This window comes from Stenotrophomonas sp. CASM114 (assembly GCF_049384325.1).
Taxonomy (GTDB): domain Bacteria; phylum Pseudomonadota; class Gammaproteobacteria; order Xanthomonadales; family Xanthomonadaceae; genus Stenotrophomonas; species Stenotrophomonas muris.
The window spans coordinates 1-23,937 of the sequence record NZ_JBMRGJ010000009.1; the positions used below are offsets into that span (position 1 = coordinate 1).

At 68.4% G+C, this 23,937-nt stretch carries 17 protein-coding genes; 10 read left to right on the forward strand and 7 right to left on the reverse strand.

Annotated features, from left to right (window positions below; genetic code table 11):
- Positions 1-303: 303 nt before the first annotated feature.
- Together VG566_RS10930 and mrcB are read right to left on the reverse strand one after the other, a co-directional pair.
- Positions 304-840 carry a hypothetical protein gene (locus VG566_RS10930; RefSeq protein ID WP_014648099.1) on the reverse strand — a complete coding sequence of 179 codons (537 nt, stop codon included), beginning with the start codon at positions 838-840 and terminating at the stop codon, positions 304-306.
- Positions 837-3,275 (reverse strand): penicillin-binding protein 1B, encoded by a 2,439-nt coding sequence (gene mrcB, locus VG566_RS10935; protein ID WP_032958979.1) that lies wholly within the window; start codon positions 3,273-3,275, stop codon positions 837-839. Before mrcB ends, VG566_RS10930 begins: the two co-directional genes overlap by 4 nt.
- Before the next feature lie 96 nt (positions 3,276-3,371).
- Here mrcB and VG566_RS10940 point away from each other — a divergent pair, with 96 nt between their 5' ends.
- A complete protein-coding gene (locus tag VG566_RS10940) occupies positions 3,372-5,471 on the forward strand; it encodes a glycosyltransferase (RefSeq protein WP_414614211.1) in 2,100 nt (699 codons plus the stop codon).
- Here the strand turns inward: VG566_RS10940 and VG566_RS10945 are convergent.
- Both VG566_RS10945 and VG566_RS10950 read right to left on the reverse strand, forming a co-directional pair.
- Complete coding sequence (locus VG566_RS10945; protein WP_164111284.1) at positions 5,468-7,033, reverse strand: hypothetical protein; 1,566 nt, start codon at positions 7,031-7,033, stop codon at positions 5,468-5,470. The two genes, VG566_RS10940 and VG566_RS10945, sit on opposite strands and share 4 nt — an antisense overlap.
- Positions 7,034-7,063: 30 nt before the next feature.
- Positions 7,064-9,220, reverse strand: coding sequence for a RelA/SpoT family protein (locus VG566_RS10950; RefSeq protein WP_032958977.1), 2,157 nt, complete (start codon positions 9,218-9,220; stop codon positions 7,064-7,066).
- 130 nt (positions 9,221-9,350) lie between these two features.
- On the opposite strand from VG566_RS10950, the gene VG566_RS10955 reads away from it, so the two are divergent.
- Entirely contained in the window at positions 9,351-9,875 is a 525-nt protein-coding gene (locus VG566_RS10955; RefSeq protein WP_197561946.1) for a hypothetical protein, read from the forward strand.
- 75 nt (positions 9,876-9,950) lie between these two features.
- Here the strand turns inward: VG566_RS10955 and hrpA are convergent, their stop codons facing one another.
- Complete coding sequence (gene hrpA, locus VG566_RS10960; protein WP_241884285.1) at positions 9,951-14,033, reverse strand: ATP-dependent RNA helicase HrpA; 4,083 nt, start codon at positions 14,031-14,033, stop codon at positions 9,951-9,953.
- 86 nt (positions 14,034-14,119) lie between these two features.
- On the opposite strand from hrpA, the gene VG566_RS10965 reads away from it, so the two are divergent.
- From VG566_RS10965 to VG566_RS10990, 6 genes are all read left to right on the forward strand, one after another.
- Positions 14,120-14,668, forward strand: a complete 549-nt coding sequence (locus tag VG566_RS10965) for a Dps family protein (protein ID WP_005410730.1) — start codon at positions 14,120-14,122, stop codon at positions 14,666-14,668.
- Positions 14,669-15,239: 571 nt separating this feature from the next.
- Positions 15,240-17,045: a DNA helicase RecQ gene (gene recQ, locus VG566_RS10970; protein WP_032958973.1), complete on the forward strand. Its 1,806-nt coding sequence runs from the start codon at positions 15,240-15,242 to the stop codon at positions 17,043-17,045.
- A gap of 204 nt (positions 17,046-17,249) precedes the next feature.
- Complete coding sequence (locus tag VG566_RS10975) at positions 17,250-17,633, forward strand: CopL family metal-binding regulatory protein (RefSeq protein WP_049406146.1); 384 nt, start codon at positions 17,250-17,252, stop codon at positions 17,631-17,633.
- 75 nt (positions 17,634-17,708) lie between these two features.
- Positions 17,709-19,520 carry a copper resistance system multicopper oxidase gene (locus tag VG566_RS10980; RefSeq protein WP_075075731.1) on the forward strand — a complete coding sequence of 604 codons (1,812 nt, stop codon included), beginning with the start codon at positions 17,709-17,711 and terminating at the stop codon, positions 19,518-19,520.
- Entirely contained in the window at positions 19,517-20,527 is a 1,011-nt protein-coding gene (locus VG566_RS10985; RefSeq protein ID WP_075075730.1) for a copper resistance protein B, read from the forward strand. The genes VG566_RS10980 and VG566_RS10985 overlap by 4 nt, the downstream gene beginning before the upstream one ends.
- An 81-nt stretch (positions 20,528-20,608) precedes the next feature.
- Positions 20,609-21,121 (forward strand): GNAT family N-acetyltransferase, encoded by a 513-nt coding sequence (locus tag VG566_RS10990; protein WP_032958968.1) that lies wholly within the window; start codon positions 20,609-20,611, stop codon positions 21,119-21,121.
- 77 nt (positions 21,122-21,198) lie between these two features.
- Here the strand turns inward: VG566_RS10990 and VG566_RS10995 are convergent, their stop codons facing one another.
- Complete coding sequence (locus tag VG566_RS10995; RefSeq protein WP_241884284.1) at positions 21,199-21,504, reverse strand: zf-TFIIB domain-containing protein; 306 nt, start codon at positions 21,502-21,504, stop codon at positions 21,199-21,201.
- 149 nt (positions 21,505-21,653) lie between these two features.
- Here VG566_RS10995 and VG566_RS11000 point away from each other — a divergent pair, with 149 nt between their 5' ends.
- On the forward strand, positions 21,654-22,421 hold the full coding sequence (locus VG566_RS11000; protein WP_241884283.1) for a type II CAAX prenyl endopeptidase Rce1 family protein: 768 nt from the start codon (positions 21,654-21,656) through the stop codon (positions 22,419-22,421).
- 92 nt (positions 22,422-22,513) lie between these two features.
- On the forward strand, positions 22,514-22,936 hold the full coding sequence (locus tag VG566_RS11005) for a response regulator (RefSeq protein ID WP_014648113.1): 423 nt from the start codon (positions 22,514-22,516) through the stop codon (positions 22,934-22,936).
- A gap of 56 nt (positions 22,937-22,992) precedes the next feature.
- Here VG566_RS11005 and VG566_RS11010 read toward each other — a convergent pair whose 3' ends face one another.
- On the reverse strand, positions 22,993-23,931 hold the full coding sequence (locus tag VG566_RS11010) for an alpha/beta hydrolase (protein WP_032958963.1): 939 nt from the start codon (positions 23,929-23,931) through the stop codon (positions 22,993-22,995).
- Positions 23,932-23,937 lie beyond the last annotated feature (6 nt).

Sequence of the window (23,937 nt, forward strand, 5' to 3'; positions counted from 1 at the left end):
CGGAAACAAGAAGGGGTCGGATCCGTTTTCCTGCGGAAAACGGATCCGACCCCACAACGAGTGCGCGCAGCGCGCGACCCGCTTTTGATTTTCTTTTTCTTTTCCGTGGCTGGACGCACACGGAACTGTCAGAGGCCGGGCGGGGTGGGTTCGCGGGGGTGTCCGCGGCATGGATGCCGCGGCCAAGCCCCCAGGGACGGGTTCACGGCGTCCCCCGCGAACCCACCCCGCCCGGCCAAGCGCGGCTTTTGCTTTACTCGGCCAAGCAGCCAGCCACGAGGGGCTGTGCCGTTGGCTGGAAATTCAGTACCGCTTGATCCCCGGCACCGTGCAGCCCTCAATCTGCGCATGCGCCGACACCGCATTCTCCTTCTCGCCCCGCGCCAGGCGCGACTGCTCGATCGTCGCCCAATGCCGGCGGCACAGCGGCCCGGTCTTCGAGCCCAGATCCACCGCCTTGCGCGCGAACGTCTCCGCCTGCGCCCACTGGCCCTGCAGCAGCGCCAGTTCGGCACGTTCCTGCAGCACTGCCGGGTCACCCGCCACGATCTCCAGCGCGTGGTCCAGGCTGCTGGCCGCGCCGGCCAGGTCGTTCGCCTGGCGTTGTGCCAGTGCGGTTACCCGCAGATCTTCCACCTGCGAATCACGCAGCGGCTGTACCGACAATTCCTTGTCGTCCGGACCCGCTGCAGCATCCACCGCAGCCAGGCGCTGCGCCGGCGTGGTGGTATCGACCGGCTTGACCACCGGTGGTGCGCTGCTCACGCAGGCGGCCAGGGCCAGGCTGAGGCCGGTCAGGGCCAGGGGCTGCAGCAGGGATCGCATGTTCATCGGCATCATCGGCTCGGGGGAGGAGTGGCGGCGGCAGGTGCCGCGGCAGGTTCGGCAGGCGCTTCCGGCTTGCGGTCCAGGCCGAACCAGCTGCGCCAGCCACCGCCCTCGCCGTCGGCCTCGCCCTGCCCCTCCGGCGACGCGGCCGGCGCGCACGGCGCATAGGCAGGCGCATAGCCCACCACGAACGGGAAACGACGCGCGCCGGGGCAGCCTTCATCGGTGCTGTTGAGGCCGGTGGGAGCCACCGACTGCCAGTCCAGGCCCTTGTTGCTGACCCGCAGCGGCGCGCTCGGCAGGCGCTGGAAGATGCCCGACCAGACCCGCATCGCGCCGGTGGCGCCATACAGGCCGGCCTGCGCGTTCTGGTCGTTGCCGATCCAGATCACTGCCAGGTGATCACCGGTGTAGCCGGCATACCAGCTGTCACGGCCATCGTTGGTGGTGCCGGTCTTGCCGGCGGGCTGCAGGCGGCCGAGGCCATCGGCATTGAGCCGCTGCGCGGTACCGCTGGCGACCACCTGCTGCAGGCCGACACTGATCAGGTTGGCGGCAATCGAGTCGCCTTCCTGCGCCGGTGCCGGGGTCTTGTCGTACCGCTTGAGCAGCTTGCCCTGCGGATCGAGCACGCCACGCACCGCGTGCAGCGGCTGGATCTCGCCGCCGGACGCCAGGAACTGGTACAGCTGCGCCATCGCGTACGGGCTCTGGTCGGTCGAGCCGAGGATCACCGCCGGGTTGGCGTCAGCCTTGATGCCGGCCAGGACATGGATCAGCTGGGTCACGCGCTCCGGGCCGACCTGCATGCCCACGCGCACCGTGGCCTGGTTGTAGGAATGCGCCAGTGCGTCGATCAGGCGCACCGTGCCGTGGCTGCGGTTGTCCGCGTTGCCGGGACTCCAGTTGCGGCCGCGGCCGAGCTGCACCGTCACCGGCGAATCATCCACCCAGCTGGCCAGCGAGTAACGGTCCGGCTGCGCCAGGGCCAGCAGGTAGACGAACGGCTTGAGCAGCGAACCGACCGGACGCTGCGCCTCGATCGCGCGGTTGAAGCCGACCTCGGACACCTCGCGGCTGCCGATCACCGCCAGCACGTCGCCGTTGTGCACGTCGGTCAGCACCATGCCGGCCTGCAGCTCGGGGCGGCGCTTGCTTTCCAGCGACTTGATGGTGCGGGTCACCGCGCCTTCGGCATAGGCCTGCGCGGACGGCGACATGCCGGTCATCACGCTCAGGCCCGCGCCCTGCAGCGCCGATTCCGGATAGTCATGGCCGAGCTGGCGGCGGACCAGGTCAACGTAGGCCGGGAAGCGGTTGGCTGCCACCAGGCCCGGCGTCTTGGGCACGCCCAGCGGTGCCTTCAGCGCGCGCTGGTACTCGGCATCGTCGATCAGCGTGGCCTCGTGCAGCTTGCCCAGCACGAAGTTGCGGCGATCCAGCGCGCGCTCCGGGTTGCGCCGCGGGTCGTAGAAGGACGGCCCCTTGACCAGGCCGATCAGCAGTGCGATCTGCTCGGTCTCCAGCGACTGCAGGTCACGGCCGAACCAGAACTCGGCGCCGGAGGACATGCCATGGATCGCCTGGCTGCCGCGCTGGCCCAGGTACACCTGGTTGAGATAGGCCTCGAAGATGGTGCGCTTGTCATAACGCGCTTCCATGATCAGTGCGTACAGCACCTCATTGAACTTGCGGGTGACCGTCTGCTCCTTGCCGATGCCGAGCAGGCCGCTGCGGGCCAGCTGCTGGGTCAGCGTCGAAGCGCCCTGGCGGCTCTGGCCACCGGAACGGATCGTCACCCACACCGCGCGCGCGATGCCGGACAGGTCGATGCCGTGGTGGCGGTTGAAGTCCTTGTCCTCCACCGCCTGCAGGCCAGTCACCAGCAGGTCCGGCGCCTCGTCCATGCGGATCAGGCGGCGCTCTTCCTGCTTCTGGCCGTACAGGGTGGCGATGCGCGCCGGATCCAGCCGCGCGGCCTTCAGCGCCTTGCGGTTGTCGGCGTCGCGCAGCGAGGCCACGCCGCCATCGGCCAGCGACAGCTCCACCCGGCGCGGGGCCACCCGGCCGTCAACGTCGTTGAAGCCGCGGCTGGAGATGACGAAGCGCCCGCCGTTCACCGCATAGGTGGCCGGCTCCTTGCCCTGCCCGTCATCGCGGTAGGCAGAGGCGGCCAGCTCGGTCTTCAGCGTAGACGCATCCATCGCCTTGCCGGGGGTGAGCACCAGCGGGCGCGCGTACACGCGCGTCGGGATCTGCCAGCGCAGTTCACCGAAACGCTGGGTCACCTGTTGGTTCAGGTACAGCGTATAGGGAATGAGGAAACCCAATCCCAACGCGACCGCAGCCATGCTCCAGGTGATCAGCCGGCGCCGCCACAGCGGACCGTTGTCCTGCTGGTCGTCGTCGGAATCGTCGATGTCGTCGGAATCGTAGCGTCGGGGCACGGGAATGCGAGAATGTAGGGTCTGGCGAGTCTACCCCAGCCGCTGCGGCTGGCGAATTCTCCCGGGTTCCCCTGCTTAAGCTGGAGTTGCAACCGGATGGCGATGTCCCTGGCCGAGATCCGATACCTGATCAACCGCCTGTCGGGCCTGGCCCGCCGGAGCCTGGCACGCCTGCGCACCCGTGGCTGGCGTGCCACCTGGCAACGCATCCGCGTGCATGCCCAGCGCGCCGTCCCCGCCCCGCGCACGCCACTGTTCCTGCCGCCAGCGCAGGATTTCGCCCCCTTCACGGTGCCGTTCAGCGAGTCGCCGGAGGTGAGCATCGTCATCCCGGTCTACAACCACGTCGCCCACACCGTGGCCTGCCTGCGCGCCCTGGCGGCGCACCCGCCGGCCGCCGCGTGCGAGATCCTGGTAGTGGATGACGGCAGCAGCGATGCCACCGTGCAGTGGATGCCGCAGGTGGCCGGGCTGCGCTATGAAGTGCGTGCGCACAACGGCGGCTTCATTGAAGCCTGCAATGACGGTGTATCGCGCGCACGCGGCCGCTACGTGGTACTGCTGAACAACGATACGGTGCCGCAGCCGGGCTGGCTCGACGCCCTGCTGGACACCTTCGGCAGCGTGCCCGACGCCGGCCTGGTCGGCAGCCAGCTGCTGTACCCGGATGGCCGCCTGCAGGAGTCGGGCGGGGTGATCTTCGCCGATGGCAGTGGCTGGAGCTACGGCCGCTTCGAGGCCGCCGATGATCCGCGCTTTGCCAGCCTGCGCGACGTCGACTACTGCTCGGGCGCGGCGCTGATGCTGCCACGCGCCCTCTGGCAGCAGCTGGACGGCTTCGACACCCGCTACAAGCCGGCCTACTACGAGGACACCGACCTGGCCTTCCGCGTGCGTGCACACGGCCTGCGCGTGCTGGTGCAGCCGGCCAGCCGGGTGATCCACGACGAAGGCACCAGCAACGGTACCGACACCGGCAGCGGGGTGAAGGCCTACCAGGTACGCAACCAGGCCATCTTCGCCGCCCGCTGGGCCACCGAACTGGGCCGTCATCCGGCGGTCGGCGAAGTGCCGTCTCCGGCGCTGCTGCTGCGCGGCCGGCGCCAGGTGCTGATCCTGGACGAGGAAGTACCGCAACCGGATCGCGATTCCGGGTCACTGCGCCAGGTCAATCTGATCCGCCTGCTGCTGCAGGGCGGCGCCCACGTTGTGTTCGTACCGACCCGGCGCGAGCACGCCGGTGCGGCCACCGAAGCGCTGCAACGGATGGGCGTGGAAGTCTGGTACGCGCCCTTCCTGGACAGCGTAGCCGGCTGGCTGCGCAGCCACGGATCGCGTTTCGACGTGGCAATGCTGGTGCGTCACCACGTCGCCCACGAATGCCTGCCGCTGCTCAAGCGCTATGCACCGCAGGCACGGACCGTGTTCGACACCGTCGACCTGCACTACCTGCGCGAACGCCGCGGTGCCGAAGTGGCCGGCGACGCAACCCTGCTGCGTGCAGCGGAACGTACCCGCAGCAGCGAACTGGCCGTGATGGAGCAGTGCGACATCACCGTGCTGGTCAGTGCGGCCGAACGGGAGCAGCTGCAGTCCGATGCGCCGCAGGTACGGGTGGAGCTGATCTCCAACCTGCATGAGGTCGCCGGTGCCGGCGCCGTATTCGAGCAGCGGCGCGACCTGGTGTTTGTCGGCGGCTTCCGTCATCCGCCGAACCTGGACGGCATGGAATGGTTCATCGGCGAGGTCTTTGCCCGCATCCGCGCCCGGTTGCCGGAAGTGCGCCTGCACTGCATCGGCGCCGCGGCGCCGGAGTCGTTGCTGGCACTGGCCGCACGCCAGCCCGGTGTGCAGATGCACGGGTTCGTCGAAGACATCACGCCCTACATGGACGGCGCGCGCATCGCCATTGCGCCGCTGCGGTTCGGCGCCGGCGTGAAGGGCAAGATCAACCTGAGCATGGCCCATGGCCAGCCGGTGGTCGGTACCACCTGCGCCGTGGAAGGCATGCACCTGCATCCCGGCCAGGACGTGCTGGTGGCCGATGACGCTGTCGGTTTCGCCGATGCGGTGATCCGCCTGTACCAGGATCCACAGCTGTGGCAGCAGTTGTCCGATGCCGGCCTGGCCAACGTCGCCCAGCATTTCTCACTAGATGCCGCCCGCGCGACCGTGCAGCGGGTGTTCTTCGCCTAGTCCGCCCGTCCACCGGCGCGACGCAGGCGGTCTTCGAACGCCGGCAGTTCGGCCAGGTCCGGTTGCAGCAACCGCGCCTGTTCGGAAGCGTGCGCGGCAAAGGCCAGGTCGCCATTGCCGAGCCGTTCGCTGCCGATCGCCAGCCAGCGCTGGGCCAACCGCAGCCGCGCCGAGGGCAGGCCCGCTGCGGTCGGTGACAGCGTCTGCCAGGCCTGCAGGCAGGCACCCGCCGCCTGTACCCGGTTCTGCCGCAGATTGTCGTCGAAGCAGCGGCGACTGGCGGGCAGCAGGCGTGCTGCGGCAGCCTTGACCCGCGTGTCGCGGGGGGCCAGTGACTGGGCTTCGCGCAGTGCGTCGAACGCGCTGTGCCCCGGTGGGCTGATCCACTGCCCTGCACGTTCGGCACGCTCGATCTTGCGCAGGTGGTCGCGCAGCTGGCGTTCGCGCTGCGCCGTACTGGTCGCGGGCTGCTGCAGGGCCTGTTGCGCCTGGCGCGCACGCTGCAGGCGCTGTGCCAGTTGCTGCCGGATTGCCTGCGAAGCGCCCAGCTCCGCCGCCAGGGCTGCATCGCGTTGCGCCGCATCGAACTGGAAGTCGTCGGCGGATGTCTGGCTGCGCACGACCACCGCCTGCAGCGCCTGCTCACGCCCCCGCTGGGCATTGGGATCATCGGCCGCCACCGCAAGCACTGCCAGGAAACCCTGGGCTGCGGCGTCCAGCTGCTGTCGTTGCAGTGCCCGCTGCGCCTGCCGCAGGCGCTGGTCCACCGCGCGCGCCAGGGCTTCCTCGCTGGCCGGCAGATCGGCATGACCGGCATCGAACTGGCGGGCACGACGCAGGATCGCGGCCGCCTCGGCCAGCTCTCCGCGCCCTGCCAGCGTGCGCGCCTGCAGCAGCAGGTCGCTCAGCGCATCTTCGCGACCTTCCAGCGCCGGCAGGTTGTCCGGCTGCAGGGCAAGGATGCGCTGGAACAAGGGCAACGCACTGCTGTCGCCATCATCCAGGCGTCCGGCCGCGAACGCGTTGCGCGCCTGGGCCAACAACGCACCAATACCGGCTCCGGCACTGCGTCGCGCCTGCAGCTGGCGGGCGACCGCATCGGCTTCGCCCTGCGGCACCTGCAGCTCACGGGCCAGTGCCAGTGCCTGCGCGCTGCCGTCCAGGTCACCGGCGTGCAGGCGATCGCGCGCCTGTTGCAGCGCTGCCGCGCCGGTATTGGCCAGGCCCTGGCGCGCCTGCGGGCGATCACCGTCCAGCGCCAGCACCGCCTGGTAGCGCTCGCGCGCACCACTGCCATCGGCATCGCTCAAACGACCGGCGGCCAGCGCACGATCCCCCTCGGCCAGCAGCTGTTCGATCTGCGGCTCATCCCAGAACCAGTCGGCCAGCGGCTTGCGCAGCAGGACCAGCAGCACGAACACGGCCAGCGCCGCAAGCAGCGCCCAGCGCCAGACCCGGCGCGCATGGCGTGCCTGCAGCCACCACCAGCGGCCCTCGCGACGGACGCGGTCCAGCGCAGGATGTTCAGCGCCATGCGGGCGATGCGGGGGCTCGCGTTCCATGCGTGCAGGGTAGCCGGGGCAGCGTGAAGCTCAGCCGAGGCGACGCGCCTCGCTCACGCCCGGCAGCGCATCAAGCTTGCCCAGCAGCGTCGACAACTGCCCGTAGTCGCTGACCTTCAGCCGAAGCCGCAGATGGGCACGGCCACTGTTGCGCACGTTGTCACTGTGGATGTCGAGCACGTAAGCGTCTTCCTGGGCGATCAGGTTGGTGATGTCCTTCAGCAACCAGCGGCGGTCGACCGCGTCGACCACCACGTCCACTTCGTAGCCGCCACCGGCCTGGCCCCACTCCACCGGCAGGATGCGCTGCGGGCTGGCGGCGGCCAGCCGGGCCAGCGCGGCACAGTCTGCACGATGCACAGTGACACCACGGCTACGGGTCAGGTAGCCGACGATCGGCTCGCCGGCCACCGGCTGGCAGCAGCGTGCCAGCTGCACCAGCAGGTTGCCCACGCCCTGCACGGTGAACTTGGACTTGCCCAGGTTCTCGCGGCGCGCGGTCGGCCGCGGCAGGGTCGGCGCGGGCGCGGGCTGGCTGGCGGCACGTTCCGCCTCCAGCAACGTCCGGCTGACCTGGTTCGGGCCGGTATCGCCCAGCGCCACCTGGATGTACAGGTCATCGACGCTGTCGGCATGGAACTTCTTGGCCGCGACGGCCAGGTCCGAGTGCTGCAGGCCCAGCCGCTTCAGCTCGCGCTCGAGCAGCTCGCGACCGGCCTGCACGTTGCGCGCGCGGTCCAGCTTGTGGAACCAGCTGCGCACCTTCTCGCGCGAGCGGTTGCTGGCCAGGAAGCCATTGGCCGGCATCAGCCAGTCGCGGCGCGGGTCGGCCTCCTTGCCGGTCAGGATCTCGACGCGGTCGCCGCTGCGCAGGCGATAGGTCAGCGGCACGATACGGCCGTTGACCTTGGCGCCGCGGCAGCGATGCCCGACCATGGTGTGCACCTGGTAGGCGAAATCGAGCGGTGTAGCGCCCTGCGGCAGGTCCAGCACCTCGTCCTTCGGGCTCAGCGCATAGACCCGGTCCTCGGTCAGCTCGGCATCGAGCGCCCCGGCCAGTTCATTGCCCTGCCCGTCCTGCGCCTGCTCCAGCAGCTGGCGCATCCAGGTGATCTTGCGATCGAAGGACTTCTCCGCGCCCTTGCCGCCTTCCTTGTACTTCCAGTGCGCGGCCACACCCAGCTCTGCCTGCGAGTGCATTTCATGGGTACGGATCTGCACTTCGATGGTGCGCCCTTCCGGGCCGACCACGGCGGTATGCAGCGAGCGATAGTCGTTGGCCTTCGGGCGTGCGATGTAATCATCGAACTCGCTTGGTACCGGCGCCCACAGCGCGTGCACCACGCCCAGCGCGGCGTAGCAGGCGGCGACGTCGTCGACCATCACGCGCACCGCACGGATGTCATACAGCTGGTCGAAGGCCAGCCGCTTCTTCTGCATCTTCCGCCAGATGCTGTAGATGTGCTTCGGGCGGCCGCTGACTTCGGCCTTGATGCCCTGGGCGACCAGCTCGCGCGACAGCACCTTCTTGACGTTCTCGACGTAACGCTCGCGGGCGATGCGGGTTTCGTCCACCTCGCGGGCGATGCGGCGGTAGGTTTCCGGTTCCAGGTGGCGGAACGCCAGGTCCTCCAGCTCCCACTTCAACTGCCAGATGCCCAGGCGGTTGGCCAGGGGCGCGTGGATGTCGCGGGTCAGCTGGGCCAGCGCGCGGCGTTGCTCGTCGTCCAGCTTGTCGGCCGCGCGCATCCGCGCCAGCTGGCGCGCCAGCAGGATCGGCACCACGCGCAGGTCGCGGATGATCGCCAGCAGCAGCCGGCGCAGGCCCTCGCTGTTGCGTCCGGCCTCACGGCCGGCGTGCAGCGCCCACACCGGGTCGGCCGCATCCTGGCCGTCGAGCAGGCCGATCACCGCCGCCTGGTGGCTGCCCAGCGGCAGCTGGTCCAGGCTGGCGCGCAGGCCCGGCAGGTCGAACAGCAATGCTGCCACCACCGCGCCTTCGTCGGCCGAGAGCATCGCCAGCGCATCGAGGGTATCGCCCAGCACCGACCAGGTGGCACGCATCTGGTGGTCGCAATCGGGCGCTTCCCAATGCTCGCGCAGGGCCTGGCGCAGCGGAGCAGGCAGCACCGCTGCCGAGGGACGGTTCAACAAGGCATCCAGGCCAGGGACGGAAGCGCGGTTCACAGCATCGAGCAGGCAAGACAGAGGCCCCTACACTAGCGCCGGTGCCGTTCAGGGACAATCACTGCGGCCACCATCACCCGGCATGAAGACATGCCGCTACACTCGCCAACACATCCAGGAGAGACCCGCCATGCCTTCGATTGCCCTGCGCGTCCGTCCACGGCTGCTGGCCTGTGCCGCCGTGTTGCTGTCCCTGTCCGCGCCTGCGCTGGCCCAGCGCGTGGTGGAGGGCGACCTGCAGCAGCAGATGTCGCCCGCCGAGTTCAAGGCCGCCGGCCTGGACAAGCTCAGCGCCGCTGAACTGGCCACGCTCAACCGCTGGCTGCAGGGCAAGGTCGAGGCGGCCACCACCCAGGCCGTCGCCGCAGCGCGCGAAGAAGGCCGCCAGGAAGTGATCAAGAAGAACCGCGGCTTCCTGGACTTCGGCAGCAGCGAACCGATCGAAAGCACCCTGCAGGGCGAATTCCGTGGCTTCGGCCAAGGCCGCCGCTACGTGCTGCAGAACGGCCAGCAGTGGGAGCAGATAGACGCCACGCACTATTCCGGTGGCCGCAAGGAAGCGCCGAACGTCAGCATGCGCCCGGGCGTGATGGGCGCCTGGTACATGAAGGTGGACGGGGTGAACGTGCAACCGAAGGTTCGTCGCACCAAGTAACGCCCGGGCATTCCGGCCGTGCCGGATCCATGCCCGGCGGCCATGGTCGCCCGATGGGGCGACCATGGCGCGCGTTCACGCCTGGCGAAGTGCAGCCACCCGCTGCGCCAGCTTCTTCGCCGAAATGCCGGTGCGCGCCCCCAGCTCCTGCGCGAACAACGACACCCGCAGCTCTTCCAGATCCCAACGCAGCGCCTGCCATTGCGGGCGATCACGCAGGCCCTGCTGCTCGCCCGCTTCCAGCGCCTCCAGGAACGGGTGCAATTCCAGCATGCGCGCCTGGTCACGCGGCGGATCACGCTTGGCACGCTCGGTGCGCAGGATCATCGCCTTCAGGTAGCGCGGGTACTGCGCCAGCGCGTCGGCCGGCGTGTCGCGCAGGAAGCCGGGGTGGATCAGCCCGGCCAGCTGCGCTTCCATGTCGTCCAGGTTGCCACGCGCCCAGCCCATCAACGGCGCCTCCAGCAACGGCTTCAGTTCCGCCACCAGCGCCAGGATGGACTCGGCCAGTTTCAGCCGCGACATCGCCTCGCCGAACAGGGCCTTGGCCGCATGCTCGCGGCGTTGCTCGAAGGCTGCCGCATCGCGGATGTCTTCCAGGCCTTCGGCCAGCACCGCGTTCATCGCCGCATCCACCAGGTCTCCACGCAGGCGTTCCTGCGATTCGATCGCGGCATACAGCAGGCCGGTCTTGGCACCCACCGGCAGCTGCTTGCGCGCCTGCTTGACCTTCTCGGCCAGGGCAATCTCCAGCAGCCGGCGCACACCCAGCGGGTGGGCCTCCTGCGCCTGCTGGCGATCGGCGAAGATGCGCAGCGCCACGCTGTCGCCCTCGTCCAGCAGCGCCGGATAGGCCGGAACGCCGGCTTCACCGGGCACCTGCAGCGGAATCGGCGCGGCCGGGAACGTGCGCAGGCCATCGGCCGCCATCTCGCGCCCCGCGCGTGCAGCGAAGGCATCGCCGGCACGGCCGCCGAATTTCGCGCGCAACGCATCGAGATCACGCGAGGTCGCCAGCACCTTGCCGTGCTCGTCGCGCAGGCGCAGGTTCATGTGCAGGTGCGGTTCGATCGAAGCGGGTTCGAAATCGAGCGCCGTCACCGTCGCGCCGGTGGCACGTGACAAAAAGCGCGCCAGTTCGCCAGTGATGGCATCGGCGCTGGGCTGCGGGAATGCCTCGAAGAACGCACGACCGAAGTCCGGCGCCGGCACGTAGTTGCGGCGCATCGCCTTGGGCAGGCTGCGGATGAGTGCCGAGGCCTTGTCGGCGACGAAGCCAGGCGCCAGCCAGCCCAGCTGCACCGGGTCCAGCGCGTTGAGCAGGTGCAGCGGCACGTCCAGGGTCACGCCGTCATCATCGGCACCCGGCTCGAAGCGGTAGTGCAGTGGCAGGCGCGCCTGGCCCAGCGGCAGGTACTTCGGGTAGCGCTCCTGTTCGCTGCCCTCACCCGGCAACAGGTCGACCAGTGACCAGTGCAGGGTCTTGCGCTGTTCCGGCGCCAGCCCCTTCCACCAGGCATCCAGCCCTGCCGCCGAATGGATCTGCGGCGGCACCCGGTCCAGGTACCAGCGCGCCTGCCAGTCCTCGTCGGCCACGATGCCGGCGCGGCGCAGCTTCGCTTCCTCCTCGCGGGCGACCTCCAGCACTTTCTGGTTGTCGGCCACGAAGCTGGCGCGGGTGTTGATCTCGCCGGTCACCAGCGCCTGGCGCACGAAGATGTCGTGCGCCTCGCCCGGTGCGATGCGGCCGTAGTGCACCGGCTTCTTCGGTGCCAGCACCAGGCCGAACAGGCTGATCTGCTCGGAGGCCAGCACCTGGCCCTGCGCGCGCGACCAGTGCGGGTCGAAGTGCTTGCGCAGCAGCAGGTGCGGCAGTTCGGCGATGACCCAGTCCGGCTCGATCGCGGCCAGGGTCATGCCCCAGACCTTCTGCGTGTCCAGCAGGTTGGCCACCAGCAACCACGGCGGCGGGCGCTTGGACAGCGCCGAACCGGGGAACGGCAGGAAACGGCGCTGGCGTGGCGCCTGGAAATCGCCCTTCTCGGTGCGGTGCCCGATCTGCGTCGGCAGGCCCGCCACCAACGCCCGGTGCAGGGTCTGGTAGGCAGCCGCGCGCACGCGTTCGCTGAAGCCGCCGCCCGCCGGTGCCTGCTCCTTCTGTGCACGTACGGCCACCGGCGTCGGCGCCGCTTCGGCCTTGCCTTCGCGGGCCAGGCGTGCAGCGCGGTGCAACTGGCCACGGGTGGCCTTCACTGCGGCGGCATCATCACGCGCTGCCGCCGGCGCACTGCTGCCGGCCAGCAACGGCGCCATCGACGCCTCGTCGGCCTCTTCCTTCCAGCCCAGTTCCTCGCACAGCAGCCGCAGCTGGCGGTGCAGCTCGCGCCACTCGCGCATGCGCAGGAAGCCGAGGAAATGACGGCCGCACCAGTCGCGCAGCTTGGACTGGGTCAGGTCTTCATGGGCCTGCCGGTAGGCATCCCACAGGCGCAGCACGCCAACGAACTCGGAACGACCATCGGCGAACTGCGCATGCGCGCTGTCGGCGGCACCGCGTGCTTCGGGCGGACGTTCGCGCGGGTCCTGGATGCCCAGGAACGAGGCGATCACCAGCATCGGCCGCAGGCAGCCGGCGGCCTGCGCGGCGACCAGCATGCGCGCCAGCTTCACGTCCACCGGCAGGCGTGCCATCTGCTTGCCGATGGTGGTCATGCGCCGCTCGGCGTCGATCGCACCCAGTTCGGTCAGCTGCTGCCAGCCATCGGCCACCGCACGCTCGTCCGGCGCTTCCAGGAACGGAAACTCCTCGATGCGGCCCAGGCCCAGCTGCAGCATGCGCAGGATCACCCCGGCCAGGCTGGAGCGGCGGATCTCCGGATCGGTGAACTCCGGCCGCGCCTGGAAATCGGCTTCGGCGTACAGGCGGTAACAGATGCCCTCGGCGATACGGCCGCAGCGGCCCTTGCGCTGGTTGGCGCTGGCCTGCGAGATCGGCTCGATGTGCAGGCGGTCCAGCTTGTTGCGCGGACTGTAGCGCTTGACGCGGGCAAAGCCCGGATCGACCACGTAGCGGATGCGCGGCACCGTCAGCGAGGTCTCCGCGACGTTGGTGGCCAGCACGATGCGCCGGTTCGGCCCGGGATTGAACACCCGGTCCTGGTCCTGGTTGGACAGCCGCGCATAGAGCGGCAGCACCTCGGTGTTGCGGTACTTGCGGCGCTCCAGCGACTGGTGCGCATCGCGGATCTCGCGTTCGCCCGGCAGGAAGATCAGCACGTCGCCGCGCGCATCCAGGCGGGTGATCTCGTCGATGGCCGACACGATGGCGTCGTTGACGGTGCGTTCGCCCTGGTCTTCGCCCTCGCCTTCCAGCGCGCGATAGCGCACTTCCACCGGGTAGGTGCGGCCTTCGACGCTGATCACCGGCGCATTGTCGAAATGCTGGGCGAAGCGTTCGGTATCGATGGTGGCCGAGGTGACGATCAGTTTCAGGTCCGGGCGCTTGCGCAGCAGCTGCTTCAGGTAGCCCAGCAGGAAATCGATGTTGAGGCTGCGTTCGTGCGCCTCGTCGACGATGATCGTGTCGTAGTTCGACAACCAGCGGTCACTGGCGATCTCCGCCAGCAGGATGCCGTCGGTCATGAACTTGATGCGGCTGTCGTCGCTGACCTTGTCGTTGAAGCGCACCTGGTAGCCGACCAGCTGGCCCAGTTCGCTCTGCAGTTCCTGCGCCACGCGGCTTGCCACCGCACGTGCGGCAATCCGTCGCGGCTGGGTGCAGCCGATCATGCCGGCCTGGCCACGGCCTGCGGCCAGGCACAGTTTCGGCAGCTGGGTGGTCTTGCCCGAGCCGGTTTCACCAGCGATCACCACCACCTGATGGTCGCGGATCAGCCCGATGATGGCGTCGGCTTCACGCGCAATCGGCAGCTGCGGGTCCAGAGTAATGGACGGCTGCTGCTGCGCCCGGACCTGCCGGCGCTGCACCGACGCCTGCAAGGCCTGCTCGAAGGTAGCGGCCAACGCCGCATCCTGTGGCTTGGCCTGGCAACGCGAGAGCATCCCCAGCAAACGGCCCCGGTCGCGGCTCATGGCGCCGTCGATGGCGGCGCGCTGTTGGCGCAGGCGGGACGATGGATTTTTATCGATAGAGTTCATCAATCGGTTCGTTCAAAACTTTGATAGCGACCAGTCATCACGACCGGTTTATTGTGAAGGCCAACGATTCCACAAGGAGGAACCCCATGGCGAAGACCAAGAGCACGACCAAGGCCAAGACCGGCAAGCAGAAGCTTGCAGCGGCGGCACCGTCGGCGCCGAACATCGATATCGGGATCACCCAGGGCGACCGCAAGAAGATCGCCGACGGTCTGTCGCGCTTCCAGGCCGATGCGTTCACGCTCTACCTGAAGACGCACAACTTCCACTGGAACGTGACCGGGTCGATGTTCAACTCGCTGCACACCATGTTCGAGACGCAGTACACCGAGCAGTGGGCGGCACTGGACGACGTGGCCGAGCGCATCCGCGCGCTGGGCTTCAATGCCCCGGGCTCCTACCGGGAATTCGCTGCGCTGACCTCGATCGCCGAGGAACCGGGCCTGACCGACAGCGCGGACTGGCGTGAAATGGTACGCCAGTTGGTGGTCGCCAACGAAGCAGTCTGCCGTACGGCACGTGAAGTGCTGGAGGTGGCGGCCAAGGGAGACGACGCCCCGACCGAGGATCTGATGACCCAGCGGCTGCAGACCCACGAGAAGTACGCCTGGATGCTGCGCTCGCTGCTGCAGTAAGAGTTGGGGGGCCCGGCAGGGCTGCGCCCTGCACCCGCAGAGGCCTTAAAGCCAAGGCCAGAGCCAGAGCAAAAGCTGGCCTCCTGTGGGTAGGCGGGGTGGGTCCGGTAGCAGGGGACGCCGTGAACCCGTCCTTGGGGGCTTGGCCGCGGCATCCATGCCGCGGACACCCCTGGCACCGGACCCACCCCGCCTTCGGCAGTTTTCCGCGATCTGCCGGCAAAGCCATTGGGGTCAGATCCGTTTTCCCCAGGAAAACGGATCTGACCCATTTTGTTTGTCGAGTTCTGACAGTTTTCATCCACGCATGGCGTGGATTGATCTGGCCCCCCGTCACCGGGAAACTGTCGGGGGTGGGGCGGTGTGGGCTTGCAGGACCGTTGGCGCCATGGATGGCGCCATCGAGCCCCCAAGGACGGGTTTACGGCGTGTCCTGCAAGCCCACACCGCCCCGCCCAATAAGCAGACAGCCCAGAGCCGGCTGTTGCCTTTGACGTTGCACTGGCTTGCAGCAGGTGCAGGGCGCAGCCCTGCCGAACCCCTACCCCTCCCTCCGGGGTAAACTAACCGGATGGCTTCCCGTCCCGCGCACGACCTGCTCCAACGCGTCTTTGGTTACGACGATTTCCGTGGTCCGCAGCAGGACATCGTGGAGCATGTGGCTGCCGGTCACGATGCCCTGGTGCTGATGCCCACCGGCGGCGGCAAATCGCTGTGCTACCAGGTCCCGGCCCTGCTGCGTGACGGTTGCGGCATCGTCATCTCGCCGCTGATCGCGCTGATGCAGGACCAGGTCGAAGCCCTGCGCCAGCTCGGCGTGCGCGCCGAGTACCTGAATTCCACCCTGGATGCCGAGACTGCCGGCCGCGTCGAGCGCGAACTGCTCGCCGGTGAGCTGGACATGCTCTATGTCGCTCCCGAGCGGCTGCTGACCGGTCGCTTCCTGTCGCTGCTGTCGCGCAGCCAGATCGCCCTGTTCGCCATCGACGAAGCACACTGCGTGTCGCAGTGGGGCCACGACTTCCGCCCGGAATACCGCCAGCTGACCGTGCTGCACGAGCGCTGGCCGCAGATCCCGAGGATCGCGCTGACCGCCACCGCCGATCCGCCAACCCAGCGCGAGATCGCCGAGCGCCTGGATCTGCAGGAAGCACGCCACTTCGTCAGCTCCTTCGACCGCCCCAACATCCGCTACACCGTGGTGCAGAAGGACAACGCCCGCAAGCAGCTGACCGACTTCCTGCGCAGCCACCGTGGCGAGGCCGGCATCGTCTACTGCATGTCGCGGCGCAAGGTCGAGGAGACCGCTGAATTCCTCTGCGGCCAGGGCTTCAACGCCCTGCCCTACCACGCCGGCCTGCCGCCGGACGTGCGCGCGAACAACCAGCGCCGCTTCCTGCGCGAGGACGGCATCGTGATGTGCGCCACCATCGCCTTCGGCATGGGCATCGACAAGCCGGACGTGCGCTTTGTCGCGCATACCGACCTGCCCAAGTCGATGGAAGGCTACTACCAGGAAACCGGCCGCGCCGGTCGCGATGGCGAGGCCGCCGAGGCCTGGCTGTGCTACGGCCTGGGCGACGTGGTGCTGCTCAAGCAGATGATCGAGCAGTCCGAGGCCGGCGAAGAGCGCAAGCAGCTGGAGCGGGCCAAGCTCGACCATCTGCTGGGCTACTGCGAATCCATGCAGTGCCGCCGCCAGGTGCTGCTGGCCGGTTTCGGCGAGACCTACCCCCAGCCCTGCGGCAACTGCGACAACTGCCTGACACCGCCGGCCTCGTGGGACGCGACCATTCCGGCACAGAAGGCGCTGAGCTGCGTCTACCGCAGCGGCCAGCGCTTCGGCGTCGGCCACCTGATCGACATCCTGCGTGGCAGCGAGAACGAGAAGGTGAAGCAGCAGGGCCACGACAAGCTCAGCACCTATGCGATCGGTCGCGATCTGGATGCGCGCACCTGGCGCAGCGTGTTCCGCCAACTGGTCGCCGCCAGCCTGCTGGAAGTGGACAGCGAGGGCCACGGCGGCCTGCGCCTGACCGACGCCAGCCGCGACGTACTGACCGGCCGCCGCCAGATCAGCATGCGCCGCGACCCGGCCAGCAGCACCAGCGGGCGCGAGCGCAGTGCGCAGCGTACCGGGCTGTCGGTACTGCCGCAGGATCTGGCGCTGTTCAACGCCCTGCGCGGCCTGCGTGCCGAACTGGCCCGCGAACAGAACGTGCCGGCGTTCGTGATCTTCCACGACAGCACCCTGCGCAACATCGCCGAACAGCGCCCGACCAGCCTGGATGCACTGGCACGGGTCGGCGGCATCGGCGGCACCAAGCTGAGCCGTTACGGCCCGCGCCTGGTCGAGATCGTGCGCGAAGAGGGCTGACGGTATCGCGTTGCCGCGCTGCGCGGCCGCCGGGCATGGTCCCAACGGCGCGCGGGCGCCCCGGTAGAGCCGAGCCCACGCTCGGCTGCCCCTGCGCGAACAGCAGCCGAGCGCGGCCCCGGCTCCACCTTGGTGCAGCTCCAACCTTGAACCGGCCATTCAGCCGGAAGTGCATCCGCGCCCGCTTGCGGCTAGATTAGCGCCATGTCCCTGGCCTCGACCCTGCTTCGTGTCGTGCTCATGCTCAGCCTGTTGCTCAACGGGCTGAACGCGGCCATGGCCAGCGGTCATGAAGAAATGGGGCGGATGGCACACGCCGTCGCGGCCGCCGCAGCTGGCGGTGACGCCGACTGCCACCACCACGCCGGCATGCAGGCCGACCCGGCCCCGCAGGCCAAGGCCTCCGCCCACGACGCCCACTGCCAGATCAAGGACTGCGTGCGCAGCTGTGCCCAGCACCCGTTGCTGGTGGTGCAGCCGTTGCCGTTCATGGCCGGCCCGGCGCTGTCGCTGGCCCCGCAGCCGATGCCGGCCACCGGCCGTCCGGCGCCGCCGCTGCCGCCGATCTCACGCCCTCCCATCGGCTGATTCCACATGCACCGTGCGCCCTGCGCACCGTAGCCGGCCACCTGCCGGCGTCTTTACGTGTCTGGAGTCACCACCATGAATACCCGCATTCCCCCCGGTCCGGGCGCCGTGCCCATGCCGTCGCGCCGCCTGTTCGTGCAGGGCCTGGCCGCCGGCGGCGTGGTTGCCGGCATCGCCGCCGTCGGCGCACCACAGCGCGCGCTCGCCGCCGCCACGGCCACCCCGCGCCTGGCCGGCGCCCCAGCCGTGCTCAGCGACACCCGCATCGAACTGGCCATCGGCGAATCACTGGCCAACTTCACCGGCCGCACCCGCCCGGCGATCACCGTCAATGGATCGCTGCCGGCGCCGATCCTGCGCTGGCGCGAAGGCCAGACCGTGGACCTGTTCGTGCGCAACACGCTGGAACGCCACCCGACCTCGATCCACTGGCACGGCATCCTGCTGCCGGCCAACATGGACGGCGTGCCCGGCCTGAGCTTCAACGGCATCGGCCCCGGCGAGACCTACCACTACCACTTCCAGCTGAAGCAGTCGGGTACCTACTGGTACCACAGCCACTCGATGTTCCAGGAGCAGGCCGGCCTGTACGGCGCGCTGATCATCGATCCGGCCGAACCGGCGCCGTACCGGCACGACCGCGAGCACGTGATCATGCTGTCCGACTGGACCGACATGGATCCGGGTGCGCTGTTCCGGCGCATGAAGAAGCTCGCCGAGCATGACAACTACTACAAGCGCACCCTGCCCGACTTCCTGCGTGACGTGAAGCGCGGGGGCTGGTCAGCCGCGCTGTCCGACCGTGGCATGTGGGGGCGGATGCGGATGACGCCGACCGACATCTCCGACATCAACGCCCACACCTACACCTACCTGATGAACGGCACCGCCCCGGCCGGCAACTGGACCGGGCTGTTCCGCAGCGGCGAGAAGGTGCTGCTGCGTTTCATCAATGGCGCCTCGATGACCTACTTCGATGTGCGCATTCCCGGCCTGAAGATGACCGTGGTCGCCGCCGATGGCCAGTACATCCACCCGGTCAGCATCGATGAATTCCGCATCGCGCCGGCCGAGACCTACGATGTGCTGGTGGAACCGAGCGGCCAGGATGCCTACACGATCTTCTGCCAGGACATGGGCCGCACCGGCTACGCTGCCGGCACGCTGGCGGTGCGCCATGGCCTGCAGGCGCCGATTCCCGAGCGCGACCCACGCCCGTTGCTGACGATGAGCGACATGGGCCACGACATGGGCAGTGGTGGCCACGGCGGCCACGACATGGCCGCGATGAAGGGCATGGAGGGCGGCTGCGGCGCCAGCATGGGCCACGGCGCGCCTGCCGGTGGCGATACCGCCAGCAAGGCGCCGAAGCACCCGGCCAGCGAGCGCAACAACCCGCTGGTGGACATGCAGAGCTCGGCCACCGAACCGAAGCTGGACGACCCCGGCATCGGCCTGCGCGACAACGGCCGCCAGGTGCTGACCTATGGCGCGATGCGCAGCCTGTTCGAGGACCCCGATGGCCGCGAGCCCAGCCGTGAGATCGAACTGCACCTGACCGGGCACATGGAGAAATTCTCCTGGTCGTTCGATGGCATTCCGTTCGCCAGCGCCGAACCGCTGCGGCTGAACTACGGCGAGCGCATGCGCATCGTGCTGGTCAACGACACCATGATGCAGCACCCGATCCACCTGCATGGCGTGTGGAGCGATCTGGAGAACGCGCAAGAGGAATTCCAGGTGCGCAAGCACACCATCGACATGCCGCCCGGCACCCGCCGCAGCTATCGCGTGCGCGCCGATGCGCTCGGCCGCTGGGCCTACCACTGCCATCTGCTGTACCACATGGAAGCGGGCATGATGCGCGAAGTGAGGATCGAAGAATGAGCCGCTCACTGCTTTCCCCCAGCCTGCTGGCCCTGGGCCTGGCCGCCGCATTGCCGGTGTTCGCGCAGTCGCACGCCGGGCATGACATGGCCGCGATGGATCCGCCCGCAAAGACCGCCAACGCGCCGGTCGAACAGGCCGATCATTCGAAGATGGATCATTCGAAGATGGATTCGGGCGCCACAGATCATGCCGGCATGGATCACTCGAAGATGGACCATGGCGCGATGCAACCGGCGGCGATGGACCATTCGCAGATGGACCACGGGGCAATGGGCCATGCCACGCCCGCGCCCACCGAACCGCGCGACCCCATCCCGGTGCCGTCCGATGCCGATCGTGCCGCTGCATTCCCACCGATCGCGCACGGTGCGATGGAGCATGCGCCGGAGATCAACAGCCTGCTGCTGATCGACCGCCTCGAACATTGGGACGGCAAGAACAGCAACGGCCAGGCCTGGGAGGCCACCGGCTGGATCGGTGGCAACATCAACCGCCTGTGGCTGCGCACCGATGGCGAACGCAGCCGCGGCCGCACCGAGTCATCGTCGCTGGAAGCACTGTATGGCCGCAGCGTGTCGCCGTGGTGGGACGTGCTGGTCGGCGTGCGCCAGGATTTCCGGCCGGCCGACTCGCGCACCTGGGCAGCGGTCGGCATCCAGGGACTTGCACCGTACAAGTTCGAGAGCTCGGCCACGCTGTATATGGGTTCCGGCGGCCAGGTGCTGGCCAAGGCCGAGGTCGAGTACGACGTGCTGCTGACCAACCGCCTGATCCTGCAGCCGCTGCTGGAAGCCACCGTCGCTGCCAGGGATGAACCGGAGTACGGCATTGGTCGCGGACTGAACAAGGTCGAAGCCGGGCTGCGCCTGCGCTATGAGTTCAGCCGCCGTTTTGCGCCATACATCGGCATCAGCCACGAGCGCACGTTTGGCGACACCGCCGACTACGCCGGTGACCACGCGCGCGACACACGCTGGGTGGCCGGCGTGCGCATGTGGTTCTGAGCAGCGGCTCGTGCGCAATGGCCAGCCCCGGCAGCCGCCGGGGCCGGCTACACTGCGCCACGTTCCAGTGCAGGCACCGCCATGTCGTTGCAGATCCGCCGCGCCACCCTTGCCGATGTCGACGCCCTGTCGGCGATCGCCATCACCACCTACACCGAAACCTGGGGCGACTCGTACCCCGCGCAGGAGCTGCATGATTTCCTGCAGGCGCACTACAGCAGCGAACCGCAGCGCACTGAACTGTCCGACCCACGCAGTGCCATCTGGCTGCTGATGGACGGCGACGCCGTGGTCGGCTACCTGGCCGCCGGTGCCAACACCCTGCCGCATGCCGATGCACGCGAGGGCGACATCGAACTGAAGCGGTTCTACATCCTGGCCGCACACCAGAACGGCGGCCATGGTGCACGCCTGATGGACGCGTTCATGGCCTGGCTGGACCAGCCGCAGCGCCGCACCCTGTGGGTGGGCGTATGGGAAGAAAACTTCGGCGCGCAGCGCTTCTACGCGCGCTATGGCTGCAGCAAGGTCGGCGAGTACGACTTCATCGTCGGTGATACCCACGACCGCGAGTTCATCCTGCGGCGGCCATGATCATGCAGCCATGTAGCGTCGAGCCATGCTTGGCCAGGGTCTGCAATATCCAGTCGAGCATGGCTCGACGCTACAAACTAGAAATCGAACAGTTCCGACAGGAAGCTGTCCTTCTTCTTTTTCTTGTAGCCCTGGCCCCGGTTGTCCTCGTAGCGCTGGCCGAGGTGGCGGGTATCACGGTGCATCACCAGTGGCGGCGACGCCGGCTGAGCCTGCACGGGCGCTGGCGGCGGTACGGCCGCACCGGCGCCTGCGCGCTCGATGATCTTGTCCAGCTCGCCACGATCCAGCCACACGCCGCGGCAACTTGGGCAGTAATCGATCTCGATGCCGTGGCGTTCGGCCATCTGCAGCGTCTGGGTCTTGCACACGGGGCACAGCATCGGTATTGCTCCTGTCGGTCTGGTTTCGACTGTACCTGCACCGCGATGACTGTGCGGCAACGCGTGACCGATGGCACAGGGACTTCCGGCGCGTGCCCACATGCCTACCGCGCGGCACACTGCGCCCTTGTTCCGCAGGGAATGCGTACATGCCCGTATTGTCCCGCCTGCCCACCACCGCGCGCCTGTTGCTGGTGCTGCTGGGTGTCGGCCTTGGCCTGAACCTGCGGGATATCGCCGCGGCCATCGGCACACCGGTTCCCGCACTGCCCATCCCCTATGGCGGCAGCCTGTTGGACAACGCGCTGGCGGTGCTGGTGGCACTGCTGCTGGCCGCGCTGCTGCGGCCCCGTGACATGGGCCTGATGGCCAGCTTGGGACTGCGCGGAAACGGCTGGGGCGGCCCGTTGTGGGTGCTGCTGGCCAGCCTGCCCTGCTGGCTGGGACTGGCGCTGCTCGGAACTCCGAACACGGCACTGACTGCGCTGGATGCCACGATGCTGGCCGCGCTGTTCCCGCTGGCCGAGGAAGTGCTGTTCCGTGGCCTCGGCTTCGTGCTGCTGGTGAAGATCGTGCGCGGTCCGTGGCCGTTGCTCGCGCTGCCGCAGGCACTGCTGTTCGGCATGGTGCACTGGCTCGGCTTCGGCGGGTTCGACGGCGGCGGCATCGCACTGTTCATTGGCGCGATGATCGCGCTGGGCGGCTTCATCTTCGCCTGGCTCGACCACCTCGACGGCGACACCCTGTGGTGCGGCCTGATCCTGCATGTTTCGATGAACCTTGCCTGGAATGTGTTCAGCCTCGATGACGCCATCGCATTGGGTTGGCAGGCCACCGGCCTGCGCATCGGCACCGCCCTGCTCGCGGTGGCGGTGCTGGCCTGGCACGTGCGGTTCAGGCGCCAGAGAGGGCTGTAACGCCCGCTTAGCTTGCCGTGCACGTCGGGATCACTACCGGCTTGCGCATACTTGCGCGCCTTTTCACCGTTGCTGTCCGGAGTTGTCGCGTCATGTTGCTGTCCAAGCGCCACGTTGAACCCCGCGTCCTGCTCATCGAGGACGCCGAGGAAACCCGCGAGCTGAGCCGACTGGCGCTGGAAAGCCAGGCCTGCCACGTAGTGGGCGTGAGCTCTGCCGAAGCGGCGCTGGGCCTGCTGGCGGCCGGTGAGCGTTTCGACCTGCTGTTCACCGACGTCAATCTGGGTGCGATCAGTGGCATTGAAGCCGCCAACCGGGTCCGCAGCCTGTATCCCCAGCTGCCGATCCTGGTGACGTCGGGCATGGACCAGCACCAGGTGCTGCCGCAGCTGCGCGACGGCATCCATTTCCTGCCCAAACCTTACAACATGAGCGAGCTGCTCGACGCCATCCGGCTGTGCTTCCGGCACGCCGATGTGGGCGTATTGACCGGGCCGGATGCACAGGCCGCCTGAGGCATTCATCCACACCACACCCCGGTATCCATGCCATGCGTGGATGCCACCGGCCATCAACCGCCGGTATACGGCCCCTCGCCCGGCATCACTTCCAGCAGCGCACGGGTGATCGCCCGCGGGTAGACGGTCAGGTGGTCCTCACCGTCGATCACCACGTTGTCCACCTTCAGCTTGCGGCCACTGCGCTGAAGCTGGGCGGTGAAGTCGGCGGTCTGGCGCAGCATGTCGTTGCCGGTTGAATAGCGCGGCCCGGGCTTGTCCGTTTCATAGCTGCCCACCGACAACAGAACGCGCGTGGGCTGCGCCGGGATGACGGCGACGTCCTGCATGCGTGGCAGCAGTAGCTGGTCGAACCACAGCGACGGACTGGACAGGATGTAGGTGCTGAACAAGTCCGGCTGGGTGGTCAGCACATAGGCGCCGAACAGCGCGCCATAGGAGTGGCCGGCGAACATGCGGCGGGTGGGATCGGTGCGGTAGCGCGCATCGACCATCGGCAGCACCTGCGCCGCCAGGAAATCGCGGTAGTGCGCGGCCCCGCCGTAGGAGACGTCGTCGCTGTAGTAGCCATCGACCGTACGCGCCGGGGTGCTGGGCGTGTAGTCGCGCGAGCGGCTCTGCTTGGAGGTCAGCCCCTCCTGCGGCGGCAGCCCGACCAGGATGAAATTCTCGATGTTGACGCCCTGCTGCCCCACCAGGTTGCGCACGCTGCGCACCAGCGGAAAACTGTACAGCGCATCGGTCACGTACAGCACCGGATAGTGCTTCTCCGGATGCGCGGCGTAGTCGGCCGGCAGTGCGACCCAGATCGGGTAATCGCGCCCCGCCGGGTCATGCACGCGCAGCGCTTCGGTCTCCGGCAGCACCACGCCCGTGGCGACCGTGGCTGCGACCTCCTTCGCTCCAGGCTGGGTTGCTGGCGGCGCCACCGACATCGCACAGCCACTCACGGCCAGGCAGGCCGCTACACTCCATCCACGCACACGCTGCATCCACAC

Bases quoted from the DNA above. Each gene is read 5' to 3' on its own strand.
- VG566_RS10945 (WP_164111284.1), bottom strand. From the start codon at position 7,033: ATGGAACGCGAGCCCCCGCATCGCCCGCATGGCGCTGAACATCCTGCG.
- VG566_RS10955 (WP_197561946.1), top strand. From the start codon at position 9,351: ATGCCTTCGATTGCCCTGCGCGTCCGTCCACGGCTGCTGGCCTGTGCC.
- hrpA (WP_241884285.1), bottom strand. From the start codon at position 14,033: ATGAACTCTATCGATAAAAATCCATCGTCCCGCCTGCGCCAACAGCGC.
- VG566_RS10985 (WP_075075730.1), top strand. From the start codon at position 19,517: ATGAGCCGCTCACTGCTTTCCCCCAGCCTGCTGGCCCTGGGCCTGGCC.
- VG566_RS11000 (WP_241884283.1), top strand. From the start codon at position 21,654: ATGCCCGTATTGTCCCGCCTGCCCACCACCGCGCGCCTGTTGCTGGTG.
- VG566_RS10975 (WP_049406146.1), top strand. From the start codon at position 17,250: ATGTCCCTGGCCTCGACCCTGCTTCGTGTCGTGCTCATGCTCAGCCTG.
- VG566_RS10990 (WP_032958968.1), top strand. From the start codon at position 20,609: ATGTCGTTGCAGATCCGCCGCGCCACCCTTGCCGATGTCGACGCCCTG.
- VG566_RS10930 (WP_014648099.1), bottom strand. From the start codon at position 840: ATGATGCCGATGAACATGCGATCCCTGCTGCAGCCCCTGGCCCTGACC.
- VG566_RS10940 (WP_414614211.1), top strand. From the start codon at position 3,372: ATGGCGATGTCCCTGGCCGAGATCCGATACCTGATCAACCGCCTGTCG.
- VG566_RS11005 (WP_014648113.1), top strand. From the start codon at position 22,514: ATGTTGCTGTCCAAGCGCCACGTTGAACCCCGCGTCCTGCTCATCGAG.
- VG566_RS11010 (WP_032958963.1), bottom strand. From the start codon at position 23,931: ATGCAGCGTGTGCGTGGATGGAGTGTAGCGGCCTGCCTGGCCGTGAGT.
- VG566_RS10965 (WP_005410730.1), top strand. From the start codon at position 14,120: ATGGCGAAGACCAAGAGCACGACCAAGGCCAAGACCGGCAAGCAGAAG.
- recQ (WP_032958973.1), top strand. From the start codon at position 15,240: ATGGCTTCCCGTCCCGCGCACGACCTGCTCCAACGCGTCTTTGGTTAC.
- VG566_RS10980 (WP_075075731.1), top strand. From the start codon at position 17,709: ATGAATACCCGCATTCCCCCCGGTCCGGGCGCCGTGCCCATGCCGTCG.
- VG566_RS10995 (WP_241884284.1), bottom strand. From the start codon at position 21,504: ATGCTGTGCCCCGTGTGCAAGACCCAGACGCTGCAGATGGCCGAACGC.